Annotated in this window: 27 protein-coding genes; 20 read left to right on the top strand and 7 right to left on the bottom strand. The window is 56.3% G+C overall.

The window, feature by feature from the left end; translation table 11 throughout:
- Positions 1–76: 76 nt before the first annotated feature.
- The 4 genes from rpoZ to LG198_RS09830 form a co-directional block, all read right to left on the bottom strand.
- Positions 77–289 (bottom strand): DNA-directed RNA polymerase subunit omega, encoded by a 213-nt coding sequence (gene rpoZ, locus LG198_RS09845; protein WP_230342994.1) that lies wholly within the window; start codon positions 287–289, stop codon positions 77–79.
- Between the two features lie 47 nt (positions 290–336).
- Positions 337–945, bottom strand: coding sequence for a guanylate kinase (gmk, locus tag LG198_RS09840; protein WP_230342993.1), 609 nt, complete (start codon positions 943–945; stop codon positions 337–339).
- Between the two features lie 36 nt (positions 946–981).
- Positions 982–2,022 (bottom strand): DUF475 domain-containing protein, encoded by a 1,041-nt coding sequence (locus LG198_RS09835; protein WP_230342992.1) that lies wholly within the window; start codon positions 2,020–2,022, stop codon positions 982–984.
- A gap of 72 nt (positions 2,023–2,094) precedes the next feature.
- Positions 2,095–2,961 carry a YicC/YloC family endoribonuclease gene (locus LG198_RS09830; protein WP_230342991.1) on the bottom strand — a complete coding sequence of 289 codons (867 nt, stop codon included), beginning with the start codon at positions 2,959–2,961 and terminating at the stop codon, positions 2,095–2,097.
- Positions 2,962–3,076: 115 nt separating this feature from the next.
- Between LG198_RS09830 and LG198_RS09825 the strand changes: the two genes are divergently transcribed.
- From LG198_RS09825 to LG198_RS09795, 7 genes are all read left to right on the top strand, one after another.
- Positions 3,077–4,015 (top strand): serine/threonine protein kinase, encoded by a 939-nt coding sequence (locus LG198_RS09825; RefSeq protein ID WP_230343038.1) that lies wholly within the window; start codon positions 3,077–3,079, stop codon positions 4,013–4,015.
- 2 nt (positions 4,016–4,017) lie between these two features.
- Positions 4,018–4,938 (top strand): PP2C family protein-serine/threonine phosphatase, encoded by a 921-nt coding sequence (locus tag LG198_RS09820; protein ID WP_230342990.1) that lies wholly within the window; start codon positions 4,018–4,020, stop codon positions 4,936–4,938.
- An 83-nt stretch (positions 4,939–5,021) separates the two neighbouring features.
- Positions 5,022–5,738, top strand: coding sequence for a ribonuclease PH (gene rph / locus LG198_RS09815; protein ID WP_230342989.1), 717 nt, complete (start codon positions 5,022–5,024; stop codon positions 5,736–5,738).
- A 2-nt stretch (positions 5,739–5,740) separates the two neighbouring features.
- Positions 5,741–6,346, top strand: coding sequence for an RdgB/HAM1 family non-canonical purine NTP pyrophosphatase (gene rdgB / locus LG198_RS09810; RefSeq protein WP_230342988.1), 606 nt, complete (start codon positions 5,741–5,743; stop codon positions 6,344–6,346).
- Positions 6,343–6,576, top strand: a complete 234-nt coding sequence (locus LG198_RS09805) for a hypothetical protein (protein ID WP_230342987.1) — start codon at positions 6,343–6,345, stop codon at positions 6,574–6,576. Before rdgB ends, LG198_RS09805 begins: the two co-directional genes overlap by 4 nt.
- Complete coding sequence (hemW, locus tag LG198_RS09800) at positions 6,572–7,762, top strand: radical SAM family heme chaperone HemW (protein WP_407659187.1); 1,191 nt, start codon at positions 6,572–6,574, stop codon at positions 7,760–7,762. The genes LG198_RS09805 and hemW overlap by 5 nt, the downstream gene beginning before the upstream one ends.
- 148 nt (positions 7,763–7,910) lie before the next feature.
- Positions 7,911–9,503, top strand: a complete 1,593-nt coding sequence (locus LG198_RS09795; protein ID WP_230342986.1) for a GGDEF domain-containing protein — start codon at positions 7,911–7,913, stop codon at positions 9,501–9,503.
- Between the two features lie 63 nt (positions 9,504–9,566).
- On the opposite strand, the gene argH is transcribed toward LG198_RS09795, so the two are convergent.
- Complete coding sequence (gene argH, locus LG198_RS09790) at positions 9,567–10,973, bottom strand: argininosuccinate lyase (RefSeq protein WP_230342985.1); 1,407 nt, start codon at positions 10,971–10,973, stop codon at positions 9,567–9,569.
- Positions 10,974–11,029: 56 nt separating this feature from the next.
- Between argH and LG198_RS09785 the strand changes: the two genes are divergently transcribed.
- The 6 genes from LG198_RS09785 (at position 11,030) to LG198_RS09760 (ending at position 16,825) form a co-directional block, all read left to right on the top strand.
- The gene (locus LG198_RS09785) at positions 11,030–12,052 is read left to right on the top strand and encodes a sensor histidine kinase (RefSeq protein WP_230342984.1); all 1,023 of its coding nucleotides are present in this window, start codon (positions 11,030–11,032) and stop codon (positions 12,050–12,052) included.
- On the top strand, positions 12,049–12,795 hold the full coding sequence (locus LG198_RS09780; protein WP_230342983.1) for a LytR/AlgR family response regulator transcription factor: 747 nt from the start codon (positions 12,049–12,051) through the stop codon (positions 12,793–12,795). Before LG198_RS09785 ends, LG198_RS09780 begins: the two co-directional genes overlap by 4 nt.
- A gap of 75 nt (positions 12,796–12,870) precedes the next feature.
- On the top strand, positions 12,871–13,803 hold the full coding sequence (gene hemC / locus LG198_RS09775; protein ID WP_230342982.1) for a hydroxymethylbilane synthase: 933 nt from the start codon (positions 12,871–12,873) through the stop codon (positions 13,801–13,803).
- The gene (locus LG198_RS09770) at positions 13,796–14,563 is read left to right on the top strand and encodes a uroporphyrinogen-III synthase (RefSeq protein WP_230342981.1); all 768 of its coding nucleotides are present in this window, start codon (positions 13,796–13,798) and stop codon (positions 14,561–14,563) included. Before hemC ends, LG198_RS09770 begins: the two co-directional genes overlap by 8 nt.
- Positions 14,556–15,644, top strand: coding sequence for a uroporphyrinogen-III C-methyltransferase (locus LG198_RS09765; RefSeq protein ID WP_230342980.1), 1,089 nt, complete (start codon positions 14,556–14,558; stop codon positions 15,642–15,644). Before LG198_RS09770 ends, LG198_RS09765 begins: the two co-directional genes overlap by 8 nt.
- Entirely contained in the window at positions 15,644–16,825 is a 1,182-nt protein-coding gene (locus LG198_RS09760; RefSeq protein WP_230342979.1) for a heme biosynthesis HemY N-terminal domain-containing protein, read from the top strand. Before LG198_RS09765 ends, LG198_RS09760 begins: the two co-directional genes overlap by 1 nt.
- Positions 16,826–16,889: 64 nt before the next feature.
- Here the strand turns inward: LG198_RS09760 and LG198_RS09755 are convergent, their stop codons facing one another.
- Positions 16,890–17,918 (bottom strand): CDP-6-deoxy-delta-3,4-glucoseen reductase, encoded by a 1,029-nt coding sequence (locus tag LG198_RS09755; protein WP_230342978.1) that lies wholly within the window; start codon positions 17,916–17,918, stop codon positions 16,890–16,892.
- 70 nt (positions 17,919–17,988) lie between these two features.
- Positions 17,989–18,438, bottom strand: coding sequence for an FxsA family protein (locus tag LG198_RS09750; RefSeq protein WP_230342977.1), 450 nt, complete (start codon positions 18,436–18,438; stop codon positions 17,989–17,991).
- Between LG198_RS09750 and cutA the strand changes: the two genes are divergently transcribed.
- The 7 genes from cutA to prmA all read left to right on the top strand — a co-directional run bounded on the left by cutA (position 18,437) and on the right by prmA (position 24,505).
- Positions 18,437–18,784 (top strand): divalent-cation tolerance protein CutA, encoded by a 348-nt coding sequence (cutA, locus tag LG198_RS09745; RefSeq protein WP_230342976.1) that lies wholly within the window; start codon positions 18,437–18,439, stop codon positions 18,782–18,784. The genes LG198_RS09750 and cutA overlap by 2 nt on opposite strands.
- Entirely contained in the window at positions 18,781–20,646 is a 1,866-nt protein-coding gene (gene dsbD / locus LG198_RS09740; RefSeq protein WP_230342975.1) for a protein-disulfide reductase DsbD, read from the top strand. The genes cutA and dsbD overlap by 4 nt, the downstream gene beginning before the upstream one ends.
- Positions 20,621–21,193: a TlpA family protein disulfide reductase gene (locus LG198_RS09735; RefSeq protein WP_230342974.1), complete on the top strand. Its 573-nt coding sequence runs from the start codon at positions 20,621–20,623 to the stop codon at positions 21,191–21,193. The genes dsbD and LG198_RS09735 overlap by 26 nt, the downstream gene beginning before the upstream one ends.
- Before the next feature lie 124 nt (positions 21,194–21,317).
- The gene (gene aroQ, locus LG198_RS09730) at positions 21,318–21,776 is read left to right on the top strand and encodes a type II 3-dehydroquinate dehydratase (RefSeq protein WP_230342973.1); all 459 of its coding nucleotides are present in this window, start codon (positions 21,318–21,320) and stop codon (positions 21,774–21,776) included.
- 29 nt (positions 21,777–21,805) lie between these two features.
- Positions 21,806–22,258 carry an acetyl-CoA carboxylase biotin carboxyl carrier protein gene (accB, locus tag LG198_RS09725; protein ID WP_230342972.1) on the top strand — a complete coding sequence of 151 codons (453 nt, stop codon included), beginning with the start codon at positions 21,806–21,808 and terminating at the stop codon, positions 22,256–22,258.
- Between the two features lie 10 nt (positions 22,259–22,268).
- A complete protein-coding gene (gene accC, locus LG198_RS09720) occupies positions 22,269–23,618 on the top strand; it encodes an acetyl-CoA carboxylase biotin carboxylase subunit (protein ID WP_230342971.1) in 1,350 nt (449 codons plus the stop codon).
- On the top strand, positions 23,618–24,505 hold the full coding sequence (gene prmA, locus LG198_RS09715; RefSeq protein WP_230342970.1) for a 50S ribosomal protein L11 methyltransferase: 888 nt from the start codon (positions 23,618–23,620) through the stop codon (positions 24,503–24,505). The genes accC and prmA overlap by 1 nt, the downstream gene beginning before the upstream one ends.
- Positions 24,506–24,510 lie beyond the last annotated feature (5 nt).

The following is a 24,510-nucleotide window of genomic DNA, read 5'->3' as shown; positions in this document are numbered from 1 at the left end:
TTCGCCAACCCGGGACTCGTGCACCGGCACAGCCCCGGCTGCATCGCCAGCCCGCATTTACTGCACGGTCAGGCGATCAGGCATGTCCGCGATTAAGCACTTCCAGGCCTACTTTGGCTGCAGCAATTTCACGCAAGGCAAGCACGGTAGGCTTGTCCTTGTGACCATGCGTGTTAACCAGAGGCTCTGAACCATTGGCAAGCTGGCGTGCGCGGTATGCAGCTACCAGGGTCAACTGGAAACGGTTGGGAATCTTTTCCAGGCAATCATCAACGGTTATACGTGCCATATTACGAATATCTCCTGAATATTGTCATATATTCATGCGCGTTCTGACTAGAGCAAGTTCTGCACCGTGTGCTGATGCCTAACAAGCTGCTTTTCACGCCTCAATCTTTGGCTCCGGATGATGGCGCGCAGGTCTTCGAGCGCATGCTCAAATCTGTCGTTAATTGTAACATAGTCGAATTCTGCCACGTGACGCATCTCATCCCGTGCTGCCGCAAGCCTGCGGGCAATCACCTCGGCGCTATCCTGTGCCCGGTTGTTCAGCCGTTGCTCAAGCGCCTCCATCGAGGGTGGTAGGATAAAAATACTGATCGCCTCCGGATATTGCCTGCGCACCTGCTGCGCGCCCTGCCAGTCGATTTCCAGTATCAAGTCCAGCCCTTGTGCCAGCACCGCATTCACCGTGGACTGGGACGTTCCGTAATAAGCACCGTGCACCTGCGCACTCTCAAGAAAATCCCCATGATTGAGCAACTCGATAAACCTGGATTCCGCCACAAAGTGGTAATGCACACCCTCCTCTTCGCCTGGCCGTGGCTGGCGCGTAGTATGCGAAACCGAGAGCTTGAGATGCTCATCCCCATCCAGCAAGGCACGCACCAGCGAGGTTTTGCCTGCACCCGATGGTGCGGTGATGATGAATAAATTGCCTTTCATAACCTGCATTCCATCATTTCAAACTTTAAAGATCACTCAATGCGCTAGCCTGCGCTTGTAGAGTATGGATGAGCAGAAAGCCGCCATGATGAACACTACCCCGATCAGTCCCGTCACGACCTCGGGCACAGGCTGGTAGATAGTGTAAAACATGATCAATCCCAACACACCAATCGCGTAGTGGGCCCCATGTTCCAGATAAACATAATTATCCAGCGTGCCCTTGTATACCAGCCGTACCGTGAGCGAACGTACAAACATGGCACCGATGGTCAAACCCAGCATGATGATGATCACGTCTCGCGTGATTGCAAATGCGCCGATCACGCCATCAAAGGAGAATGAAGCGTCAAGGATTTCCAGGTAGAGAAACCCCATCGCACCATTGCGCTTGGCAGTTTTGGCAAAAGCATCACCTTCCGCCTGCGACGAGAAAAAGCCGCTCAGGTTGTCTATCAGCACATACAACACCACGCCACTCAACCCAGCCAGCAGGATGGTCAAGCGCTCGGCCTGTGAGATCGGCAAAAAGTTCTGCAAACCCAACAGTATCAGCAGGATCACGATAATCTTGATCGACTCCATGCTGCCGAGCTTGCCCAATGCGGCTTCAAGCCGTCCTAGCCAATGCAGTTCTTTCTCTGGATCAAAGACAAAACTCAAGAACACCAGGAAGAGGAAGGAACCGCCAAATGCCGCAATCGCATTATGACCATCGTCCAAGTAATCCGCATACAGCACCGGATTATTGAGGGCCATATTCGCCACATCCACCAGTCCCTGGTCGGTCGCCGCAGCCACCAGCAGCAATGGAAACAGCAGGCGCACGCCAAACACGGCAATCAGAATACCTACCGTGAGAAAGATATGCCGCCATTTCTCGTCCATTTCCTTGAGAATGGAGGCATTGACCACGGCGTTGTCAAAAGACAGGCTCACTTCCATGATGCCCAGGATCAAGGCCACACTCAGCGCAGGCCAGATACCGGAAATTCCGCCCCTGAGTTCATAACCCCAGAGCGCGGCAAGGCCCAGGCAAAGAAACGTGACAAAAAAAGAATATCTAAAATCTCGCATTACTTAGTTTCCGGATCAATATGTCACATACCCTGACGCAAGAATTAGGTCAAAGCAGTTTTAAAGGTGACATTACTCTATGTTTTGGACCTGCTCGCGCATCTGCTCGATCAGCAGCTTGAGCGCCATGGCAACCTGGGACACTTCTGTGGAAACGGATTTGGAAGCCAGCGTATTGGCCTCGCGGTTGAGTTCCTGCATGAGGAAATCAAGCTGCTTGCCCGCTGAACTGCCTGCTTCAAGAATACGCTTCACTTCCTCGATATGCGCGCCGAGGCGGCTTAACTCCTCGTCCACGTCAATACGCTGGGCAAAGATGGTGAGCTCCTGTCGTATGCGCTCTTCATCGACGGAACCAAGTGCCTCCTTGAGCTTGGCAGTAAGGCGCCCCTGGTAGATTTTCACCTGCTCGGGCAGCAAGGGGCGCACTCTGGCAACCAGTCTTTCTATTTCCGCCAGGCGCTCAAGGATGATGGTCTTGAGCTTGAGGCCTTCGCGCGCACGCGCCTCGGTCATTTGCTGCACTGCCTTCAACAGGCTTTCATGGATGGCGGCGCCCAGTGCCTCCTGGTCCGCACTCTCTCCGAGCAACACGCCAGGCCAACGCAGGATGTCTGCCACGCTCAAAGGGCGGCTTTCCGGGAAGTGGCGTTGTACGCTCACGGTCATCTGCGCCAGTTGCTGCAAGACATTGTCGTCAAGCTGCACCTGCCTTTGCTCGGCAGCCCGGTGGGCAAGGCTGACGCGACATTCCACCTTGCCGCGCTTGAGGCGAGAGTTGATGAGTTCGCGCACCTGCGGTTCGAACATGCGCACATTGTCATCCAGCTTGAGTTGCAGTTCGAGATAGCGATGGTTGACCGAGCGCAGCTCCAGCACCAGAACACCATTGCTTACCTCATGCTCCAGTGAAGCATATCCGGTCATGCTGAAAATCATGTTGAGGCAAATTCCCGATTAAATTTGACCCATGGTATCAAATCCCGAGCAATTCATGACAGAATAGCCTGCAAATAATAGGTTTCATTCCTTGCCGCAAACTCGTTATCAGCACATGCACGCCAACCAGAACCGCGCCTTGCCTCCAGGCTATCAATTGCAAGGTTATGAAATCAAGAAGCTCCTGAGCGCTGGCGGCTTCAGCTTTGTCTACATTGCACGCGACCTCGAGAACCACACTACGGTCGCTATCAAGGAATATCTGCCCAATATCCTGGCGCTGCGCCAGGAGGGCGATCAGGTGCGCGTCCCTACCAATGAAGCCGCAGCCGGGTTCCGGTTTGGACTCAAATGTTTTTTTGAGGAAGGCCGAGCACTCGCCACGATCGAACACAAGAACATCGTGCGGGTGCTGAATTTCTTTCGCGCCAATGATACGGTCTATATGGTGATGCAGTATGAGCGCGGCAAATCGTTGCAGGAATATGTACTCGCCAGGGATACGACAGTGCCGGAGGCCATGCTACGCAGCCTGTTCAGCCAGTTGCTGAATGGCCTGCGCGAAGTCCACGCACAGAAGCTGCTGCATCTCGACATCAAGCCTGCCAATATCTATATCCGCCTTGATGGCTCGCCGGTATTGCTGGATTTCGGCTCGGCCCGCATGGCGCTGAACGAAGCCGCCGACAAGCTGCCTCCCAGCTACACCCCGGGGTTTGCCGCACCCGAGCAATATGGCACCCGCAAGCAACTTGGCCCATGGAGTGATGTCTACAGCATAGGCGCAAGTATGTACGCCTGTCTGCTGCAAGCCGCGCCGCAGGCGGCCGACCAGCGTATGAAGAAGGATTTTCTGGTACCCGCAGTCAAGCTCGGCAAGGGGAAATATTCAAGCAATCTGCTGCAGATCATAGACAGTTGTATGGCACTGAACCACATGCACCGGCCACCCAGTGTATTTGCTTTGCAAAAATCATTGCTGAAAGCTGCCCCGCCGCCTGCGTCGCGCAACTGGCTGCATAAGATTGCCTCCCTGTTTACCCAGGACAACTAAGTATGAAGTTTACTATTCACCAAAGCAGCCGTAGCGGGGGACGCCCTGCCAACCAGGACCGGGTCGCATATTCCTATAGCAGAAACGCCTTGTTGCTGGTATTGGCGGACGGCATGGGCGGCCATCATCATGGTGAAGTCGCTGCCCAGTTGGCCGTCAAAATGCTCACGGGCGCATTCCAGCAGGCAGCCTCACCCGAACTGCCGGATGTGGTTGACTTCCTGCAAGCCGAGATCATGAAACTGCATGATGCCATCCACCAGCTCACCGCCAACCGTGGATTGGAAGAAACACCCAAGACCACCCTGGTGGTGGGCATCCTGCAACAGGACAAGCTCTATTGCGCCCATGTGGGCGATTCACGCCTCTATCATTTCCGCAACGGCAAACGCCTATTTCGCACCGAGGACCATTCCATCGTCCAGCTCATGCTGAAACAGGGCAAGCTGGATGCGAAAGCCGTAACCCATCACCCTGACCGCCACAAGATTTACAACTGCCTGGGCAGTGAATTGCCACCCAGCATAGAAATCAGCCCGCCCCGCCCCTTGCAGCCAGGAGATCAGGTACTGCTATGCAGTGACGGCCTATGGGCCCAGCTAAGCGATGAGCGCATGCTGGACATTCTCAATACTGGCTTGGGCGTTGCCCATAGCGTGCCCAGCCTGCTTGATGCTGCAGAGCGCCTGGGCGGGCCAAGCATGGACAACCTGAGCGCCATCGGTGTGCAATGGGAAACCAAACCGGAACAGGCATTGACCATCTCCACCCTCAATATGGCGCTTGCCCAGTCGCACACTATTCTTGGCCTGGCTGAACCTGGCGAGACAAGCACTGCCGAAACGGCTGCCGATCTTGTAGAAGAAGACATAGAGCGTGCTATCGCCGAAATCAATGCGGCCATCAAGCGTAGCAAGCGCTAACACTATGCTAGTGCCGCCCGAAATTTAGGCGAACCAACCATTAACCATCGCTTATAATATGGTCTTTGAACTCAGGAAATATCATGCGCCCCAGCAACCGCGCCCCAGACCAGCTACGCGAAGTCGACATCGTCCGCCATTACACCAAACATGCGGAAGGCTCGGTGCTGGTCAAGTTCGGCGATACCCATGTGCTGTGTACCGCCAGCGTGGAAGAAAAAGTGCCACCTTTCCTGCGCGGCAAGAACCAGGGCTGGACCACGGCTGAATACGGCATGCTGCCCCGCTCCACCGGCAGCCGCATGGACCGCGAAGCAGCGCGTGGCAAGCAATCCGGCCGCACCCAGGAAATCCAGCGCCTGATTGGCCGCAGCCTGCGTGCCGTCATTGACCTTGAAAAGCTGGGCGAACGCACCATTCACCTTGATTGCGACGTGATCCAGGCCGATGGCGGCACCCGCACTGCCAGCATCACCGGCGCCTACGTCGCCCTGCACGATGCAGTCAGCTTTCTGCTTGAAAAAGGCCTAATCCAGCAATCCCCATTACGCGATGCCGTGGCAGCTATCTCGGTGGGCGTTTATCAGGGCACCCCGGTGCTCGACCTCGACTATATCGAGGATTCCGCCTGTGATACCGACATGAATGTGGTCATGACCGGCAACGGCGGTTTTGTGGAAATCCAGGGCACGGCCGAAGGCGAACCGTTCCAGCGCGAAGCGATGAACCGCATGCTGGAGCTTGCAGACAGTGGCATCAAGACACTGCTTGCGAAACAAAAGGCGGCACTGGGGCTATAGCCATGACCATGCCTTTCCAGAAACTGGTCATTGCCAGCGGCAACCAGGGCAAGCTCAGGGAAATCCAGGTATTGCTTGCTCCGCTTTCGATAGAGGTATTGCCGCAATCCGCGTTCAATGTCCCCGAAGCAGAGGAGCCTTTCGTCACTTTTATCGAAAATGCGCTTGCCAAGGCACGCCATGCCAGCCGCCATACCGGGCTGCCCGCGCTTGCCGATGACTCGGGCATCTGCGTCAACGCGCTGCAAGGCGCGCCTGGCGTGTACTCTGCCCGCTATGCCGGAGAACCGAAATCGGACCCGCGCAACAACCAGCAACTCTTGCAAAGCCTGGAGGGCCAACAGGACAGGCATGCCTATTACTACTGCATCATGGTGCTGGTGCGACACGCCGACGACCCGCAACCGCTGATCGCGGAAGGTATCTGGCAAGGAGAAATCCTGACTGAGCCGCGCGGCAATGGCGGTTTTGGCTACGACCCGCTATTTCTCGATGCCAAGACCGGACAAACTGCGGCGGAACTGCCTGCCGAAATCAAGAACCGCATCAGCCATCGCGGCCATGCCTTGACCAAACTCGTGCAACAGCTGGAAAGGCTGGCATTATGAGCGGCAACTGGCCCAAATGGCTACGCGACGACGGCAGCGTGGTTTCGTGCACCGAGAAGGTCAAGGTCATGACCGAGAACTTCGACGAAATCAAGCAGATCGCCCAGGATGCTCTGGAAGACGGCCTGCTCATGGAGGTTTCCGAAGCACAGATGCGCGAAGCGTTGCATCGCCTGATTGACCAACTGGTGAACCCCTATCAGCAAATCCATCGAAATCAAGACGATTAGCGAGCCGGCAATCCAACCGGATGCCACCAGCGTTCTCTCGTCCGCACCGACCCAGCCGCCGCCACTTTCGCTCTACATCCATATTCCCTGGTGTGTCCGCAAATGCCCTTATTGCGATTTCAACTCGCATGAGTCACGCAGCGAAATCCCGGAAGCAGCGTATGTCGATGCATTGATCGCCGACCTGGAACAATCTGTGCCGCGTATCTGGGGCCGCCGCGTGCATAGTATTTTCTTCGGCGGCGGCACCCCCAGCCTGTTCTCGCCCGAGGCCATAGACCGCATTTTGAGCAATGTCCGTGCGCTGGTGCAATTAAGCACGGATTGCGAAATCACACTGGAGGCCAACCCCGGTACCGTGGATGCCGCGCATTTCCGCGGCTACCGCGCAGCCGGTGTCAACCGCCTATCGCTCGGCATCCAGAGCTTCGACAGTAGCTACCTGCAAAAACTAGGTCGCATTCATGACGAAACCCAGGCCATGGCAGCAGCCGAACTTGCGCTCGGCACTTTTGACGCCGTCAACCTGGATGTCATGTATGCCCTGCCCGGGCAGAACCTGGAACACGCGCTCGCCGATGCCCAGCGCGCCTGCGAGCTGCAACCTGCGCACCTGTCGTTCTACCATCTCACCCTGGAACCCAACACGCCGTTCCACCGCACACCACCAGCGCTGCCGGATGACGACACCAGCGCCACCATGCAGGAAGCCATTGAAGCCCTGTTGACCAGCCATGGCTACGCGCATTATGAGACCTCTGCATTTGCCCAGCGTGGACGCCAATGCCGCCATAACCGCAATTATTGGCTGTTTGGCGATTATCTCGGCATAGGCGCGGGAGCACATAGCAAGTTGAGCTTCCACGACCGCATTACCCGCGAAAGCCGTCACAAACACCCCAAGCGCTACCTGGAAAACACCATGCACGGCAGCGCCATGGACCAGCAATGGCAAATCCCCCGCGATGAACTGCCTTTCGAGTTCATGATGAACGCCCTGCGGCTCACAGATGGCTTTGAACCAGCATTGTTCGAACTGCGCACCGGCCTGCCGCTGGGCAGCATTACCAGCACGCTGCAATATGCCGTGGATAAGGGCTTGTTAAGCGTAACGCCTACACGTATTGCACCCACCCTGCTCGGCCAGCGATTCCTCAACGAGCTGCTGCAATTATTCCTGGACTAGTCCATTGATTTCCGGCAGATTACATTTGTAAGAGTTTGTCTGTATTACAATACAGCGATTCTGGAAGCCAGATGCTATCAAGCCGCGCAGTCCGCTTGCCATAAGCTGCTCCAGAACGGAGGGGAAACCTATATAACCTGGGTCAGTTATGGATCAACATAAAAAATCCGTTGAAACTGCACGGCAAACCCTGATGCAGCTTGCAAAAAGCCGGATAGAACCAACGCCCGACAATTACCGAAAAGTCTACAACGCGATTGATGGCAGGGCCTCGGCCGATGCATCATCGACAGTCGGTCAACTATTGGGGAAAGTGCTTGCAGAGGTTGGTGCGCAACATCCGCATCACGAATCGGCAGTGCGCGCGATCATCTTCCAGATCGAAAAACAGAACTGGACAGAACTTGAAGAAGCATTGCGCAAACTGTTTGTAAACTTGCCTTTGCCCACAGCCATCCGGCATACCAACTACCATGTTGAGAGCGAAGACCAGATCGATATGATCACGCTCTGGCGCGACATGCTGGTCAAGACGCTGGATTTGGTCGTTGTGCCCCAGCTCAAGGATGTGCCGGAAGCGCAATCCCGCGCCAATCAGTTGCTGGAAGAAGCGCGCCAAGCGCAAAGCCGCGAAAGCATCCTCGCACTGGAAAGCTCGCTCAAGAACATTCTCTTCAGCCTGGAAATGCACCTGGACAGCCAAAGCCAGTTGCAGCTCCACCTATTACAGCTGCTGAGATTGCTGGTGGTGAGCATGGAAGCCTTGGTATTGGAAGAGAAATGGCTGCAAGGCCCGACGGCAGCAGTGCGTGAAATTCTTACCCAGCCGCTGAATATTGAATCTCTGGCCAAGGCAGAAAACACCCTCAAAGACCTGATCTTCATGCAAGGCCAGCTTAAGCCTGGCCTGATCGAAGCAAAAAGGACATTGAAGAAAATGGCTGAAATTTTCGTGATCCAGCTCGCTGAAATCACCGAGGCCACCGACGACTACCAAGCCAAGCTGCAAAGTTATCGCGAGGAAATCAGCCATAGCGACGAAATTCAGGATCTCAACCAGGTGCTGAGCCGCCTGCTTGAGGATACACAGGTCATCAGCAGCATCACGCAACGCTCGCGCACAGAAATCATAGAAGCACAGAGCAAGGTGCGTGAGGCAGAAAAACAAATCTACGAACTCACCCTTCAGCTGGACCACATCAATGAAATAGCCCACGAGGACTATCTGACTGGCACCCTGAACCGGCGCGGCATGGATGAGGCCTTGATACGCGAGTTCAACCGGGCAGACCGTTTTGGCATGCCGCTCAGCATCGCCATGATGGATATCGACCATTTCAAGCAAATCAACGACAACATGGGCCATGCCACTGGCGACCAGGCGCTGGCACACCTCGCTTCCGTCATCAAGGAATCATTGCGCGCCACTGACGTGATTGCACGTTATGGCGGGGAAGAATTCATCATCCTGCTTCCCGGAACAACCGAAAAGGACGCCATCAGTGTCATTACCCGCGCCCAGCGCGAGCTTACGCGCAATTTTTTCATGCATGACAATAACCGCGTCCTCATCACCTTCAGTGCGGGCGTAGCCGAACGCTTGTCCGGAGAAGATGCGGATTCGATCATCGGCCGCACGGACCAGGCGTTGTATCATGCAAAAAAATCCGGGCGCAACCGCGTTATCGGCGCTCGCAGCCTTAACTCGGAAGAGCCGGTACCGCCACCTACGGTGCAGTAATCGATACAGCATGAGTAAAAAGCCCCGCAATGCGGGGCTTTTTACTTCTTAAATTGATGGCGCTTATCCGAGCAAGGCTTTCGCCCGCTTCAAGGCTTCGCGCACCTGTGCAGGTGCAGTGCCGCCTCGATGGTTGCGGCTCGCCAATGAGCCTTCCAACGTCAGCACCTTATAAACGTCTTCGCCAATCTGCGGACTGAATTTCTGCAGTTGCTGCAAAGGAAGATCAGGCAAGTCGCAGCCCTGCTCCACCGCATGGCGCACGACCAATGCCACCACCTCATGCGCATCGCGGAAAGGCGTGCCCTTTTTCACCAGGTAATCCGCGAGATCGGTTGCCGTAGCAAATCCCTCCGCGGCTGCCAGGCGCATGGCCTCCTTGTTGACCTTGATGCCGCGCAGCATGTTCGCATAGATTTCCAGCGTCACCAGCAAGGTGTCCACGGTATCGAACAAGGGTTCCTTGTCTTCCTGGTTGTCCTTGTTATAAGCCAGCGGCTGGCTCTTCATCAATGTCAGCAGTGCCACCAGGTGACCATTGACCCGTCCGGTCTTGCCGCGCACAAGTTCGGGGACATCCGGGTTTTTCTTCTGCGGCATGATGGAAGAACCGGTACAGAAGCGGTCTGCAATATCGATGAAACCGAAGCGCGGGCTGGACCAGAGGATGAGCTCCTCCGACAGGCGCGACAAATGCGTCATGATAAGTGCGGCAGCCGCGGTAAATTCAATCGCAAAGTCGCGGTCGGATACCGCATCCAGGGAATTCTCGCATATGGCGTCAAACCCCAGCTCGCGCGCCACGCGCTCGCGGTCTATCGGATAGCTGGTGCCTGCCAGTGCCGCGGCGCCGAGCGGGAGACGGTTGATGCGCTTGCGCGCATCGATCAGGCGCTCGGCATCGCGTTGCAGCATTTCAAAATAGGCCAGCAAGTGGTGGCCGAAAGTCACGGGCTGCGCCACCTGCAAATGAGTGAAGCCAGGCATCACGGTATCGGCATGCTGCTCGGCCAGGTCCACCAGCGATTGCTGCAGTTTGCGAATACGTGCCACGACATCGTCCAACATGGCACGCAGCCACAGGCGGATATCGGTGGCAACCTGGTCATTGCGGGAGCGCCCAGTGTGCAAGCGCTTACCTGCATCGCCAATCTTGTCGGTTAGGCGTTTCTCGATATTGAGATGTACATCTTCCAGATCCAGCAACCAGTTGAATCCGCCATTGCGGATTTCATCGAGAATCTCGCCCAGGCCCTGTTCTATCTGTGCCACATCCTCCTGGCTGATGATGCCTTGGGCGCCCAGCATGCGTGCATGGGCAAGTGAGCCTTGTATATCATATTCGGCCAATCGATAGTCAAAGCCCACGGATGCGGTATATTGTTTGACCAGTTCGGCCACTGGCTCGTTAAAACGTCCGGACCAGGTTTTGGAAGGGGTTGGATTCAAGATGTTGGACTTTTCTGTCATGATGTTGCGTGATGAACTCACGATGATGATAGATAGTGAAAATAGTGCGCTAAACCATGGCTATTATAAAGCAAAAAGCCATTAATTCCGCGAAGCTGCCCGACTTCCGCAACCTCGGCATATGTCTGCGCATCCTGGTGCTGGTCAACCTGATGGGCTTGTTCTCATCCCTGGCGGCCAGTGCTACGCTGGCAGAATGGCTCCCGGCCTTCACCCGCTGGTGCGCCTTCATGCAGCCTGTGCTGCTTGTCAGCCTACTGCTGCTCTATGCGCTGCATCCCTGGCTGGCGCGCCTGAATACCCTGTCCGCGTATGCCATCGTCCTGGCGCTGCCCCTGGCATCAAGCCTGCTGGCGCATATGGCCGCCATCCATCTGTTGAACATCGAGTTGCAAAACAGCTTGGCACGCACCGTCCTGATTGCTTTTAGCATGACCGGCTTTACCCTCGCCTACCTGCAATTGCGCCAGCGTTCCCTGACTCCCGCACTTGTCGAGGCACGTCTGCAGGCCCTGCAAGCCAGGATACGCCCGCACTTCCTGTTCAACAGCATCAACGCTGTGCTTTCTATCGTACGTAGCGACAGCAGGCAGGCAGAAACCGCGCTCATGGATATGGCAGACCTGTTCCGCGTATTGATGGCAGATAACCGCGAACTGGTACCCCTGGCGCAGGAAATCGCCCTGTGCAGGCAATACCTGGCCCTGGAAAAGCTCAGGCTGGAAAACAGGCTCCATGTGGAATGGCTGGTGGACAATATGCCGCAGGATGCGCTGATCCCCCCGCTCATCCTGCAACCTCTGCTGGAAAATGCGGTGTATCACGGCATAGAACCGCTGGCTGAAGGCGGCGCCATCAGCATCCAGCTCCACAGCACGCGCAATGAACTGCATATCCACCTGCGCAATCCTTACCAGCCCGGATCAGGTCATCACCAGGGCAACCGCATGGCGCTCGACAACATCCGCGAGCGGCTGGAACTGCATTTCGACGCAGAAGCCAGCCTCAATATCACGAACAGCGGCCATGATTATACCGTGCACATCGTGATTCCCTACCGCAAGGGGCAAGGCGTATGAATAGCACATTGTTCAATATCGTCATCGCTGATGACGAACCGCCTGCGCGCAATCGCCTGCGCGAACTGCTAACGGAAATTCCCGACGTCAAGCTGCTTGGCGAGGCCAGGAATGGCAACGAGGCCCTGGAACTGACACAACAGCTCAAGCCCCACGTATTGCTGCTGGATATCCGCATGCCCAATATGGATGGCATAGAAGCAGCCGGGCATGCACAAAAGCTTGCCCAACCGCCCGCAATCATTTTCACCACCGCCTTCGATGGCTATGCCATCAAGGCTTTTGAATTGAATGCCGTGGATTACCTGCTTAAACCCATCCGCCAGGAACGCCTGGCGGCCGCCATTCACAAGGCACGCGTGCTGCTGCCTGCCCAGGTTGAAGCACTCAGGCCATTACAGCACACCCGTACCCATTTCAGCGTCAGCAATCATGGCCGCATCCTGCTCATACCAGTCAATGACGTGATCTACCTGCGCGCCGAACTCAAATATGTCACGCTGCGCACACGAATGCAGGAATACCTGATTGAAGAATCACTCAGCAGCCTGGAACAGGAACTGGGCCACCTCTTTTTACGCCTACATCGCAATTGCCTGGTAGCACAATCCAGCATCATAGGGTATGAAAAACGTGAGACCGATGGCGAAAGTGGCTGGCACGCCATCCTGAAAGATATCCCAGAGACGATTGCCGTGAGCAGACGCCAGTATCATTTGTTGCGCAAGCTGTCCGCAGCTTAGCCGCGGGTGGCGCTATGCTAAAATGGCAGCTTTCAATGATTAAGCTGCAAAAGCGCAAGCCAAGCCATAAACCCGATGAATGCTCCCAAGAAACTGGTGATTGCCTCGCGCGAAAGCGCACTTGCCCTGTGGCAGGCACAATATATCCAGAGCCGCCTGCAAGCCCTATACCCTGAAACCGAAGTAAAAATCCTTGGAATGACTACGACTGGCGACCAGATCCTGGATTCCCCGCTGGCCCGCATTGGCGGCAAGGGCTTGTTCGTCAAGGAATTGGAGCAGGCATTGGCCGATGGCCGGGCCGACCTGGCTGTGCACTCGATGAAGGACGTGCCCATGCACCTGCCGCCCGGTTTCGCCCTCGCCGCAATCGGCGAACGCGAAGACCCGCGCGATGCATTTGTCTCCAACGACTACGCCAGCCTGGACTCCCTGCCGGAGGGCAGCGTGGTCGGCACCTCCAGCCTGCGCCGCCAGAGCCAGTTGCAGGCACGCTTCCCCGGCCTCAAGGTGGAATCCCTGCGCGGCAACCTGCAAACCCGGCTACGCAAGCTTGACGAAGGCCAATACGCCGCAATCATTCTTGCCGCCGCCGGACTCAAACGCCTGGGGCTGGAAGCACGCATCCGCGAATGCATAGACCCGGAAGCCAGCATTCCTGCAGTGGGCCAGGGCGCGCTCGGCATCGAAATCAATGCCAGCCGGCACGACCTGCTCGAAGTCCTGGCCCCGCTCAACCATGCGCAAACCGCCGCCTGCGTGGAAGCCGAACGCGGCATGAGCCGCGCCCTGGCCGGTAGCTGCCAGGTGCCATTGGGCGCTTACGCGCAGCAACATGGCGAGTCACTCAGCATGACCGGCTTCGTCGCCAGCATAGATGGCAGGGAATTGCTGCGTGAAACCGCGCAAGGCCCGGTAGACCAGCCTGATGCACTCGGCCAGGCACTCGCAGCCAAACTAGTGGCACGTGGCGCTGACCGCATCCTCGCCGCGCTTGCGCATGACTGATCTCACCGGCCGCCATATCGCCGTCACGCGCCCGGTTGACCAGGCTACCCGCCTGACGCGCATGATTGAAACGGCTGGCGGCCAGGCGATTGACTTTCCCCTGATTGCAATCGCACCGCTTAAAAACTACAGCGCCTTTGAGCAAGCCATTGAAGATTTCGCCGCGCAGGACTGGGTGATTTTCATCAGTTCCAATGCCGTGCAGCACGCCATGCCAAGCCTTAAGGCCAAGTTTTCACAATGGCCTGCCAAACCACGATTTGCCGCCATTGGCCCGGTAACCACAACCGAGCTTCAGCAATACGGCATAGCCACCGTCTTGCAGCCCGAGCATCGCTTTGACAGCGAATCCCTGCTGGCATTACCGCAAATGCAGTCCGTAGAAGACCAGCGCATCATGATCGTGCGCGGCGTAGGGGGCCGTGAACTCATGGCGGATACCTTGCGTAGCCGTGGCGCGGAAGTCCGCTTTGCTGAATGCTACCGCCGTATCAACCCGCAAACCGATACGGGCAAATTGCATGCGCTGTGGCAAAATGGACAACTGGATACCATTGTGGTCACCAGCAGCGAAGCCATGCGGCATTTACTTGCCATGACCAACAATGGCAGCGCAGAATGGCTGCTTGGCATCACGATTTGCGTCAACCATGCCCGTATTGCCGAGTTACCGTCCAGCCTGGGCCTGCGTGTCCTGGTCGCCACAGCACCCGGAGACGACGCCATGCTGCAATGTTTAAGTGAAGTAAACCATGACTGAACAACAATCGCCTGAAACCCCGCAAACTGTCCTGGCCGCCCCTGGCCGCAAGCCCTCTTTTCTTGCGTGGCTGGCTTTGATACTGGCCGCAGGCGCTATCGCCTTTATCTCCTGGCAGTGGCTAAATACCCGCTATCGCTTCAATGCCCTTGAGCAAACCCTGACCCAGCGCCTGGAACAATTCAATGGCACCAACCAGCAAAGCCTGGCATTAGCCAAGAATGCGGACGAACGCAGCTCCGAAGCCGCCAACCGCATCATCCGGCTGGAACAGCAGCTTGCAGAGTCTCGTGACCAGCAGGAAGCCCTGCAAACCCTCTACATGGAACTGGTCAACAATCATGATGAACGCGTGATTGCCGAGGTAGAACAACTGCTGATCATTGCCAACCAGCAATTGCAACTGGCAGGCAATCTCAAGCCAGCGCTGCTGGCGCTGCAAACGGCGGATTCACGTTTACAGCAAATGGACAGCGTACAGGGGATCCAGCTGCGCAAGGCCATTGCCAAGGATATCCAGCGCCTGCAGGAATTGCCGCAGATCGACATGATCGGCATCAGCCTCAAGCTGGAAAACCTCATCGAAGGCGTCGGCAAATTGCCGCTGGTAAGCGACCGCCACCCAAAAACATCCCTTCCCGAAGCGACACTCCATGAGGAAAACCAGTTCAGCAGGCTGGCACGTGAGATTTGGGACGACCTCAAGCACATGATACGGCTGGAACGTGTGGACCGCCCGGAGCCGCCACTGCTGGCGCCGGACCAGACTTTCTTCCTGCGCGAGAACCTCAAGCTGCACCTGCTCACGGCCAGGATTGCCTTGCTACAGCACGATGAGGCCTCGTACCGTGCAGACTTACAGCAGGCGGAACACTGGATCAAGAACTATTTTGACCTGCGTGAACACAGCACCACCACGGCGCTTGATACGCTGAAGCAACTTTCCGGTAGCAGCATCGTGATCCAGCTGCCGGACATCTCCGAGACACTGGGCCTGGCCAGCAAATACAAGCTCACCCTGGAACGTGCCAACAATTCCGAGCGCAATACTGACCGCATCAACCTGGAGCGGGGCCAATAGTGCGCATACTGATCTGGATCCTGCTGATACTCGCGCTTGCCATCGGCGTTTCACTGCTGGCAGGCAACAACGAAGGCTATGTACTGATCGTGCGACCGCCCTATCGCCTGGAATTGTCGCTCAACCTGCTGCTCATCCTGGTAGTGCTTGCATTTGCCTCGCTGCACCTGGTATTGCGTTTTATCAACTATGCGCGCGACTTGCCTGCGAATGTACACACCTACAAGGAAAACCGCCGCATCCGCCGTGGCCATGCGGCCCTGCTGGAATCTCTGCATGCCATGAGCCAGGGGCGCTACCAGCTCGCACAAAAAGCAGCATCCAAGGCATTGGAGCTCGGCGAAGACCCCAGCCTGACCGCATTGCTCGCCGCCCGTGCTTCGCACAAGCTCAAGCAGAAAGGCCAGCGCGACTATTATCTGGCCGAAGCCGAGCGCCTGGCACCCGATGCGGCAGTAGCACGCCTACTGCTCAATGCCGAATTACTGCTGGATGACCGGCTCTATAGCCAGGCACTGGATATCCTGCACAAGATCGAGAAAATAGAACCCAGGTTTGTCCCGGCCATGCGGCTTGAGTTGAAGGTGCAACTACGCCTCAACAATTGGGAACAAGTACTGGTGTTGCTGCAGCAACTGGAAAAACACGATGGCATGGAAAGCTGGCAGGCTAGAGAAATCCGCCACCAGGCGCATCAACACTTGATTGAGCGCCACGGCAAAGACCTAAACGCGCTCATGGCCTACTGGAAGAAAGTACCGGAAGAAGATCGCCTCAACAGCCGGATTGCCTGTATGGCCGCAGATGCCTTTATTGCACTGAACGCGGGCAACCAGGCGCAGGAAGTGCTGGAAATGAGCCTGACAAAGGAATGGGACAGCGAACTTGCTGGCAAGCTGGGAGACTGTGCCAGCACCAATCCGCACAAGCAGCTGCAACAGGCCGAGCACTGGCTGCTGAGCCACGAGGGAGACGCCAGATTGCTACTGTCACTGGGCAAGATGTGTATCCGCCTGAGCCTGTGGGGCAAGGCGCAAAGCTATCTTGAAGCCAGCATCAGCGTAGAACCTTCCGCGGAAGCACACCTGACCCTAGCACGCCTGCTTGAAAGCCGTGGCGAAAGCGGTGCGGCCAATCATCACTACCGCTTGAGCGTGCAGTTCTGCCGTGAAGAGAAATAGGCGTATCGCAGCCCCTTCTCCCACCTAAATTACGCTGAGCAACGCAACTTTAGTTTTATTAGTTTTAGGTTGACACCTTCGTTACCGGATTGGCAAAGGTGAATGCATCCGAGAAAAACTCCTCCTCAGGCAGGCCGTGACGCTGAAAATCCCGGTGAGCCACCTCCACCATCTGCGGCGCACCACAGCAATAAACCTGGTGCGCACTCATGTCCAGATGATCCTCCAGCACAGCCTCGTGCACCAGGCCAGTCCGGCCCTTCCATGCGTCCTCGGGCACCGGGTCAGACAATACCGGCACATAGGTGAATAGCGGGTTCTGTTCCTGCCATTGTCGCGCCAGGGCATCCAGATACAAGTCCTGCCTGGTTTTTGCGCCCCAGTACAGCACCATGGGGCGTTTAAGACCATGATGCAATGCATTTTCCACCATGCCTTTCACCGGTGCAAAACCGGTGCCGCCCGCCACGAAAATGACAGGGCGTGTACTCTCTTCACGCAAATAGAACGTACCAAATGGCCCTTCCAGGCGCAGGATGGTTTTTTCCTGCATTTCGCTGAATACGTATTGGGTGAATTGCCCGCCCGGCACTAGGCGCATATGCAACTCAAGAAAACGATCCTGATAAGGCGCATTGGCAAGGGAAAATGCGCGGCGCCTGCCATCCTTGAGCAGGAATTCCACGTATTGCCCGGCCACGAACTGCATGCGTTCATTGCTTGGCAGCTTGAGCGTCATGCCCATGACATCGTGAGATAACTTCTCCAGCTTTTCCACACGAACGGGCATGATACGCGGTGGAATCCCCTCGCCCGCCACCTCACGGCACTCGATGACCAGATTGGATAAAGGCTGAGCACAACAGAACAGGGCCTTGCCGGTTTTTTTCTCATCTTCACTCAGGGCACTGTCAAAATACTCGCCGTAATTGATATCTCCCGCAAGCACCTGCCCCTTGCAGGCGCCGCAGGTACCGTTGCGACAGCCATACGGCAGATTGACGCCCGCATCAATGGCGGCATCCAGCACGGTATCGCCATCTTCTACAGTGAATATGCGATCACTAGGCTTGATAATGACTTGAAAAGACATGGGATTCCTGATTCCACACGACCCTGACCACTGACGGAAAAAGCGGGAAGTCTAGCACAGTGCCAGGCGCTTAATCCTCGCGCCGGTACTCGCCTTCAATCACATCACCTGCCGATGACTGTGCGCGCGTCTCGCTACGGTATTCCGTATGGATGGTTTCACGTGAAACGAAATCATCGTCATTGGCTGCGGTTTCCAGCTTGCCACCACCCGGCAATAACAGCAAAATCACCGCAATCGCATCGCTGATCACACCCGGAATCAAGAGCAGAACCCCCGCCAACAGGTTCTTGGCACTGCCGAACATCGCGCGCAAAGGCGTCCCGCCCGCTTGCAGCGTTTGCGCCATACGCCCGAGCATCAGAAGCTTTTCATCCTGAATCAATCGCCAACCCAATACCCCGACCACGACCAGGTAAGCCAGCACCAGCCAGCCATATCTTGCAGCCAACTCCACCAGCACCCATATCTCAGCGATCGGGAAAGCGAGTAAAATCAGCAAGAGGAAAATAAAACGCATGAAACTTCAATCTCCATCATCAGAAAACAGTGGCGCCCTGCTAGTCCTGACCAATATGCCGGACCAAACCAGCGCCGAAAACATTGCGCGCGAACTTGTCAGCAGAAAGCTGGCTGCCTGCGTCAATATGCTTGCCCCCTGCCTGTCTTTCTACCAGTGGCAAGGCAAGCTGGAAACCGCAACGGAAATCCCGTTGCTCATCAAGACCACCAGCACACGCTATCCCGAACTTGAGCAAACCATCCGCGAACTGCACCCTTACGAACTTCCCGAGATCATCCATGTCCCAGTCACGGGCGGCTTGGCTGCCTATCTTACATGGCTACACCAGGAAACCCGGGCTTGATCTCTGCATTACAGCGTTGCTTATCTCCAATCCTGCTGCTCTGTACCCTGCTGGCAGCCTCAGGCACGGCAACCGCGGCGGACAGCAGCCAATTGAGCGAATGGCTGAGCCAGGGACGAAGCGCATTCCTGGGCAACGATACCGATAATATTCTGCCGCCCGAGCAAGCTTTCAAGCTCCAGGTCGAATTAATTGATGCAGACCACCTGCAAGCCGCCTTCAAAATTGCCCCTGGACACTATCTATACAAGGACAGGATCAAGTTTGAACTGGAGCCTGCCGACCACACGGTCAACAACCTCAATTTGCCACAAGGCGACTGGAAGCAAGACCCGACTTTTGGCCACACCGAAGTGTTCCACCAGAGCTTTACCGCTGATATGCATCTGGCATTGGCAAACACGGCAAGAGACAATATCAAGATCAAAGCCAGCTATCAGGGATGCAGCGAAAAAGGCCTATGCTACCCGCCCAGGCAACAATCCTTCGAACTCGGCTACCTGCATGCGACCACAGACAGCACGCCAGGTTCAACCGCCAAACTGCCGCAAGGCGAACATGACCAGGCTGCCAGCCTATTGGCAGGCGGCAATACCTTATTGATCATTGCAGGATTTTTCGGCTTTGGCCTGCTGCTCTCATTCACCCCCTGCGTGCTGCCCATGATCCCGATTCTTTCCGGCATTATTGTCGGTAGCCGCACTAGAAGCCGCTGGCACGGCTTTTGGCTTTCACTCGCCTATGTGCTCGGCATGGCATCAAGCTATACCGCAGTTGGCGTGGCAGCCGGACTTTCCGGCCAGTTGTTGAGCGCCGCCTTGCAGAATGCCTGGGTGCTGGGGGCCAGCGCATTGATTTTCGTGCTGCTTGCACTCTCCATGTTCGGGTTTTATGAGCTCAAGCTGCCCCGAGCCCTGGAAAACCTCCTGATCAAAACCAGCAATCGCCTGCCGGGCGGCCGCCTGTTTGGCGTGTTCGCCATGGGCGTGCTTTCCGCCCTGATCGTCAGCCCATGTGTAGCTGCGCCACTCGCTGGCGCCTTGATCTACATTGGCCAAACCCAGGATGTGCTGCTGGGTGCAAGCGCCCTGTTCGCGCTTTCCATCGGCATGGGCATCCCCTTGCTCCTGATAGGCGCTTCCGTCGGGACACTGTTGCCCAAGGCCGGACCATGGATGGTGGCTGTGCGTCAATCCTTCGGCGTATTCATGCTGGCGGTTGCGCTCTGGATTCTTTCGCCATTGCTTCCTGCCAGCTTGCAGTTGCTATTATGGGCCGCGCTGCTGATCGTCCCCGCAATTTTCATGCGCGCCTTGGATCGCCTGCCAGACACCGCAAGCGCCTGGCAGCGCTTTTGGAAAGGCATTGCCGTGCTCATGCTGCTCGCCGGCGCCACGCTGGTGATAGGTGCCGCCTCGGGTGCCAAGTCGCCCCTGCGGCCACTGGAAGGATTGAGTCTGAGTCAGACCGGCGCTGGCCTGTCTTTTCAACGCATCAAGGGTATTGCCGACCTGGAGCAGGCATTGAACCAGAACCCAGGCAAGCTCGTCATGCTCGATTTTTATGCCGACTGGTGTGCAGCATGCAAGGAGATGGAGCAATTTACCTTAAGCAACACTGAAGTGAGCGCCAGTTTGGGGGGCGTCACGCTATTGCAGGCCGATGTGACGCGCAATGATGCAGAAGACCAGGCGCTGCTCAAGCGTTTCGGCCTATTCGGCCCGCCCGGCATTATTTTCTTTGATGGTACAGGTAAGGAAATTCCCCATAGCCGGGTAATCGGCTACCAGAACAGCAATAAATTCCTCGTGACCCTGAATGCGGTAAAATCAACCTATGACACAGCCATCCAACCCGAATAAGCCCAACCTGAGCAAACGCGGCTTTGTGGTTCTCGCCCTGGGAATCGCCGTTGCTATCCTGTTGATCCAGCAATATTTCAGCAAACCCAACCTGGCACCGCCGGTTGAAGTGTATGCGTCCACCGTCCCCTTCTTTAACGCCAGCGTCATCGATCTCACGAATACCGAACAGCCGTTGAAGCAATGGCAAGGACAATTGCTGGTAGTGAACTTCTGGGCAACCTGGTGCGCGCCTTGCCGTGAGGAGATGCCGGAACTTGCAGAACTGGCAGAGGAATATGCAGGAAAACTGGCCGTACTCGGCATTTCCCTTGATAATGCCGCCAAAATGCAGGCATTCGCCCAGCAGAGCTCTATGCCTTATCCATTGCTGGCCGCCGACATGGAAGGCATGGCGCTCAGCAACTCGCTTGGCAATGTGCAGGGGGTAGTACCCCATACCGTGATTATCGGTTCCGATGGTAAAATTATCAGCGCTTACTTTGGCCGGGTCAGCAAGGCATTGTTGCTTGAGACCTTGCAGCCAATTTTGGCCACTTCATCGTAATTTTTTCTTACCGGGCATTGGCAGGCAATTTCGTTAAATTTCGCCAATTCTCTAGACAAAATACCCCAAACTACGGCAAACTTGCAGCCATCAAAGTTGCACTGGCGCTCAAACGCCCCCTTTCATGGCCCAACTATCCTCCAAATCCGTACTGGTATTGCACGGCCCCAACCTGAACCTGCTGGGATTGCGCGAACCTGACCATTACGGCTCGGATACCCTGGAAAGCATCAACAACCAGCTTAAACAGCATGCCGATGATGCGGGCATTGGCATTGACACTTTTCAGAGCAACCATGAAGGCGAGTTGGTGGAGAGAATCCATTCCCTGGCCCGCGCGCCCGTGGATTTCATCATCATCAATCCAGCAGCTTTTACCCATACCTCCGTGGCCTTGCGTGATGCCTTGTCCGCGGTGAAGATCCCGTTTATTGAAGTCCATCTTTCGAATATCTATGCCCGCGAATCCTTCCGCCATCATTCGTATTTCTCCGATCTCGCAGTCGGCGTCATCAGTGGCCTGGGTGCGCGCGGATATTCACTGGCGTTGAACTACGCCATCAACACCATTACCCGTGCCTAACCGGCACCCAATACATCTAGAGGTTAACCATGGATTTACGCAAACTGAAGAAACTGATCGACCTGGTCGAAGAGTCCGGCATCTCCGAGCTGGAACTCACCGAGGGTGAAGAAAAGGTACGCATTTCGCGCCACCTGCCCAACAGCCAGGCGCCAGTTCAATTTGCCCAGCCATATTTCGCAGCGCCAGCAGCGCCGCAAGCCGCAGTCGCTGCAGTAGCTATTCCGGAAGCAGCCCCTGCTATCGAAGGCCATGTCGTGAAATCCCCCATGGTCGGTACTTTCTACCGTGCCCCATCTCCTGATTCCAAGCCTTTTGTCGATGTGGGCAGCAACGTGAATGTTGGCGACACCATCTGTATTATCGAAGCCATGAAGCTCCTGAACGAGATCGAGGCTGACAAGGCTGGCGTAATCAAGGCCATCCTGGTCGAAAACGGCCAACCCGTGGAATACGGCGAACCGCTGTTCATCATTGGCTAGGAATCAACCCATGTTCGATAAAGTCCTTATTGCCAACCGCGGCGAGATTGCCCTGCGCATCCAGCGCGCATGCCGCGAGCTGGGCATCAAGACGGTTGCCGTGCATTCCGAGGCTGACCGCGAAACCAAATACGTCAAGCTCGCTGATGAATCCGTGTGCATAGGCCCGGCGCCCTCGGCACAAAGCTATCTCAATATCCCTGCCGTGATCAGCGCAGCAGAAGTCACCGATGCTGAGGCCATACACCCTGGCTATGGCTTTCTCTCTGAAAATGCCGATTTTGCCGAACGTGTCGAGCAAAGCGGTTTCACCTTTATTGGCCCGCGTGCTGAAACAATCCGCCTGATGGGTGACAAGGTCAGCGCCAAGGACACCATGAAGGCGGCCGGCGTGCCATGCGTGCCTGGTTCCGACGGCGCACTGTCCGATGATGCCGATGAGAACCTGCGTATCGCCAAGGAAGTTGGTTATCCGGTCATCATCAAGGCCGCTGGCGGCGGTGGCGGCCGTGGCATGCGCGTGGTCCATACCGAGGCAGCACTGCTCAACGCCATCAGCATGACCAAGACCGAAGCCCACGGGGCATTCGGCAATGCCATGGTGTACATGGAGAAATTCCTGGAGCAACCGCGCCATATCGAAATCCAGGTACTCGCCGACCAGCATGGCAACGCCATTTACCTGGGGGAACGTGACTGCTCCATGCAGCGCCGCCACCAAAAAGTGCTGGAAGAAGCGCCGGCATTCGGCATTAGCGACAAACTGCGCGAAAAAATCGGCACTGCATGTGCCGAAGCCTGCAAGCGCATCAACTATCGCGGTGCAGGCACCTTTGAGTTCCTCTACGAGAATGGCGAGTTCTACTTCATTGAAATGAACACCCGCGTGCAGGTGGAACATCCGGTCACCGAAATGATTACCGGCATCGACATCGTCAAGCAGCAAATCCTCATCGCTGCAGGCGAAAAGCTCCACATCAGCCAGAAGAACGTCAAGCTATCGGGCCACTCCATCGAGTGCCGCATCAATGCGGAAGACCCGTTCAACTTCGTGCCCTCCCCTGGCCGCCTCACTACCTTCCACATGCCCGGCGGCCCTGGCATCCGCGTCGATACCCATGCTTACCAAGGCTATCTGGTGCCGCCCAACTACGATTCCATGATCGGCAAGCTGATCGCCTACGGCGACACGCGCGAGCAGGCCATTGCCCGCATGCAGATCGCGCTGTCGGAAATGGTGATCGAGGGCATCAAGACCAATGTTGCGCTGCACAAGGAACTGATGGCCGATACTGCATTCCGCCAGGGCGGCACCAGCATTCACTATCTGGAACACAAGCTGGGCATCGCTACCAAGTAATGGGCTGGATTTCGTTAAAAATTGAGGCAAAGGACAACAATGCCGAGCTCCTGAGCGACACCCTGATGGAACTGGGTGCCCTCTCCGCGAGCATCGAGGATGCCAATGCGGAAACGCCGGACGAACAGCCGATCTTTGGCGAGCCCGGCGACCCGCCGCCAGGCATTTGGCAGCAAAATGTCGTCAGTGCGTTGTTCGATGAAGAATCAGCGCTGGAAACCGTATTGCAGGAACTCAGTGAAGCCACGGGCATTGCAGAGTTCCAGTACACCACCGAGACCATCGCCGAGCAGGACTGGGTACGCGCGACACAATCGCAGTTCGAGCCCATCCGTATCCGCGATGACCTCTGGATTGTGCCTTCCTGGCACGATGCACCCAATGCCGATGCACTCAATATCGTGCTGGATCCCGGCCTGGCCTTCGGCACCGGCAGCCACCCGACCACGCACTTGTGCCTGAGCTGGCTGGCCGATACTGTCAGCCCCGGCGCCAGCGTCCTGGATTACGGCTGCGGCTCCGGCATTCTGGCCATCGCCGCACGCAAGCTGGGCGCAGACAAGGTCATCGGCGTGGACATTGACGCCCAGGCCATCCAGTCAAGCGTCTATAACGCCGAGCAGAATCAGGCCGATGCCAGCTTCTTCATGGCCAACGACCTGCCTGGCGGACAGTTTGACATCGTCGTCGCCAATATCCTTTCCAGCGCGCTCTCGGTGCTTGCGCCTGCCCTCGCACGCGCTGCAAAAACTGGTGGCAAAATTGCGCTATCCGGCATCCTGCGCGAACAGGCAGAACAAGTCAGCGCCATTTATCAGGAATGGTTTGACATGAACCCGCCTGTTTTCATGGATAGCTGGGTAATGCTCACAGGAAGCAGAAGGTGACCGGC

The sequence above is a fragment of the Methylobacillus arboreus genome, from assembly GCF_020532725.1.
GTDB classification, from domain to species: domain Bacteria; phylum Pseudomonadota; class Gammaproteobacteria; order Burkholderiales; family Methylophilaceae; genus Methylobacillus; species Methylobacillus arboreus.
This window is presented reverse-complemented; position numbering and strand designations above follow the sequence as displayed.

Bases quoted from the DNA above. Each gene is read 5' to 3' on its own strand.
- argH (WP_230342985.1), bottom strand. From the start codon at position 10,973: ATGACAGAAAAGTCCAACATCTTGAATCCAACCCCTTCCAAAACCTGG.
- rph (WP_230342989.1), top strand. From the start codon at position 5,022: ATGCGCCCCAGCAACCGCGCCCCAGACCAGCTACGCGAAGTCGACATC.
- LG198_RS09825 (WP_230343038.1), top strand. From the start codon at position 3,077: ATGCACGCCAACCAGAACCGCGCCTTGCCTCCAGGCTATCAATTGCAA.
- accB (WP_230342972.1), top strand. From the start codon at position 21,806: ATGGATTTACGCAAACTGAAGAAACTGATCGACCTGGTCGAAGAGTCC.
- LG198_RS09830 (WP_230342991.1), bottom strand. From the start codon at position 2,961: ATGATTTTCAGCATGACCGGATATGCTTCACTGGAGCATGAGGTAAGC.
- LG198_RS09785 (WP_230342984.1), top strand. From the start codon at position 11,030: ATGGCTATTATAAAGCAAAAAGCCATTAATTCCGCGAAGCTGCCCGAC.
- LG198_RS09735 (WP_230342974.1), top strand. From the start codon at position 20,621: ATGACACAGCCATCCAACCCGAATAAGCCCAACCTGAGCAAACGCGGC.
- hemC (WP_230342982.1), top strand. From the start codon at position 12,871: ATGAATGCTCCCAAGAAACTGGTGATTGCCTCGCGCGAAAGCGCACTT.
- LG198_RS09750 (WP_230342977.1), bottom strand. From the start codon at position 18,438: ATGCGTTTTATTTTCCTCTTGCTGATTTTACTCGCTTTCCCGATCGCT.
- accC (WP_230342971.1), top strand. From the start codon at position 22,269: ATGTTCGATAAAGTCCTTATTGCCAACCGCGGCGAGATTGCCCTGCGC.
- LG198_RS09820 (WP_230342990.1), top strand. From the start codon at position 4,018: ATGAAGTTTACTATTCACCAAAGCAGCCGTAGCGGGGGACGCCCTGCC.
- LG198_RS09805 (WP_230342987.1), top strand. From the start codon at position 6,343: ATGAGCGGCAACTGGCCCAAATGGCTACGCGACGACGGCAGCGTGGTT.
- rdgB (WP_230342988.1), top strand. From the start codon at position 5,741: ATGACCATGCCTTTCCAGAAACTGGTCATTGCCAGCGGCAACCAGGGC.
- aroQ (WP_230342973.1), top strand. From the start codon at position 21,318: ATGGCCCAACTATCCTCCAAATCCGTACTGGTATTGCACGGCCCCAAC.
- LG198_RS09765 (WP_230342980.1), top strand. From the start codon at position 14,556: ATGACTGAACAACAATCGCCTGAAACCCCGCAAACTGTCCTGGCCGCC.
- cutA (WP_230342976.1), top strand. From the start codon at position 18,437: ATGAAACTTCAATCTCCATCATCAGAAAACAGTGGCGCCCTGCTAGTC.
- gmk (WP_230342993.1), bottom strand. From the start codon at position 945: ATGAAAGGCAATTTATTCATCATCACCGCACCATCGGGTGCAGGCAAA.
- LG198_RS09755 (WP_230342978.1), bottom strand. From the start codon at position 17,918: ATGTCTTTTCAAGTCATTATCAAGCCTAGTGATCGCATATTCACTGTA.
- prmA (WP_230342970.1), top strand. From the start codon at position 23,618: ATGGGCTGGATTTCGTTAAAAATTGAGGCAAAGGACAACAATGCCGAG.
- LG198_RS09780 (WP_230342983.1), top strand. From the start codon at position 12,049: ATGAATAGCACATTGTTCAATATCGTCATCGCTGATGACGAACCGCCT.
- LG198_RS09770 (WP_230342981.1), top strand. From the start codon at position 13,796: ATGACTGATCTCACCGGCCGCCATATCGCCGTCACGCGCCCGGTTGAC.
- rpoZ (WP_230342994.1), bottom strand. From the start codon at position 289: ATGGCACGTATAACCGTTGATGATTGCCTGGAAAAGATTCCCAACCGT.
- LG198_RS09835 (WP_230342992.1), bottom strand. From the start codon at position 2,022: ATGCGAGATTTTAGATATTCTTTTTTTGTCACGTTTCTTTGCCTGGGC.
- LG198_RS09795 (WP_230342986.1), top strand. From the start codon at position 7,911: ATGGATCAACATAAAAAATCCGTTGAAACTGCACGGCAAACCCTGATG.